The sequence below is a fragment of the aff. Roholtiella sp. LEGE 12411 genome (assembly GCF_015206995.1).
Lineage (GTDB): Bacteria > Cyanobacteriota > Cyanobacteriia > Cyanobacteriales > Nostocaceae > Komarekiella.
In genome coordinates this window covers 1-1,356 of the sequence record NZ_JADEXR010000319.1, presented here as the reverse complement: position 1 = coordinate 1,356, position 1,356 = coordinate 1, and the positions used below count along the sequence as shown (strand labels likewise).

Here is a 1,356-nt window from a genome sequence, read left to right as displayed (position 1 = left end):
GCTTTTTGGATGGATGACAATTTCTTGAATTTGCTGAATATCATTCAATTTTAACACAAAGTGACACATAATATAGAGCGCCTAACTCATGACTGGAAGTCACGAGTGTGCGGCTTGAAGAAATCAAAACCACCCTTCTTGTTCTAGGGTTTCAATCAGCTGCAAACCACGGGGATCACCCACTCCTAACAGTGCGGCTTTGGCGTCTTCGCGCACTCCTAAATCTTGGTCTTCAGCAAAGGCTTGAATTAGCGCATCGATGGCGGTGGCATAAACTACATTAGAAGGGAGTTCTCGGCACAATTGTCCGATCGCCCAAGCGCAATTACTCCGTACTGCTGCTACGGGGTCTTGGACTAAGGCTCCAATGAGTGGCGGTATGGCTCCTAGAACTGCCTCATAACCCACGTCTGCCATCTGTGCTAGGGCACTAGCTGCCCACAACCGAACTGCGGAAATATCGGTTTTAAGGGCATCTGCCAGGGGTGCTAATGAACGGCGATCGCGACAGTTTCCTAAAGCCCAAACTACACCTTTACGCACATAGCCATTCCAATCCTGGTGTAATTGAGTAATTAGCGGCCCGACTGCATCTGGGCTGGGATTGCGTCCGAGTCCATAAGCAGCACTCACCCGAACTAAGGGACAGGTATCAGTTAATAGGCGAATTAAATGAGGAGTAGCACGGGCATCTTCAATATCACAAAAAGCACGAGCCGCTAGCATCCGTTGCTGAGGCTGGGCATTTTCTAGGAGGGCTAGCATTATTTCTGGATCGGGTTTTGCCACTTCTGACTCGTCAGTTAGCGGCTCTATTTTATCTAGGGGGCTTTCTAGCTCCACCTCGGCATCGAGTAGGCTTAGGTCGTCTTCATCGTACATAATTTCAATCCCTAGCTGGGATTAATTCATAACCCTCCATGCCAACAGATAAAACCCTGATACATGTTAGTTACATCATTGTACATTTTTGCATCAACTTCGTTGAGTTTTATGTTCACCAGAACTGGTATAACTAAGACGCTACAGAATGTTATTGTTATGCACTAGTTTATTTTTCTGCATTCAAGAATTTTATCATCCAGAGGGATTGGGTTTGATAACCCAACTGATTGTAAAGATTTAATGCGGGTGTGTTTGATTGAAACACTTGCAGTCCAATTTGGCGATCGCCTCTTTGAACAGCCCAATTTTCTATATATTTCATCAAAGCTGTACCAATACCTCGTCGCCGATGTTCTGGCACAACGTAGAGGATGAAAATGTGAGCATGGCGATCGCCCCGCACTTGGTCTATGGCATTGCCTACCCAGAGACAAGCGATGGGGGGAGTGGCGGAGTGGGGGAGTGGAGGAG

The 1,356-nt window shown here is 46.9% G+C and carries 2 protein-coding genes; both read right to left on the bottom strand.

Translation table 11 applies throughout. The features are described 5' to 3' along the window. Window positions 1-123: 123 nt before the first annotated feature. On the bottom strand, window positions 124-882 hold the full coding sequence (locus tag IQ246_RS29675; protein ID WP_194006853.1) for a HEAT repeat domain-containing protein: 759 nt from the start codon (window positions 880-882) through the stop codon (window positions 124-126). A 169-nt stretch (window positions 883-1,051) separates the two neighbouring features. Next, window positions 1,052-1,356 (bottom strand): N-acetyltransferase (locus IQ246_RS29670; protein WP_194006852.1); only part of this gene is annotated, 305 nt, incomplete at its 5' end.

Excerpts from the sequence above, each read along its gene's own strand:
- IQ246_RS29675 (WP_194006853.1), bottom strand. The coding sequence starts at position 882 with ATGTACGATGAAGACGACCTAAGCCTACTCGATGCCGAGGTGGAGCTA.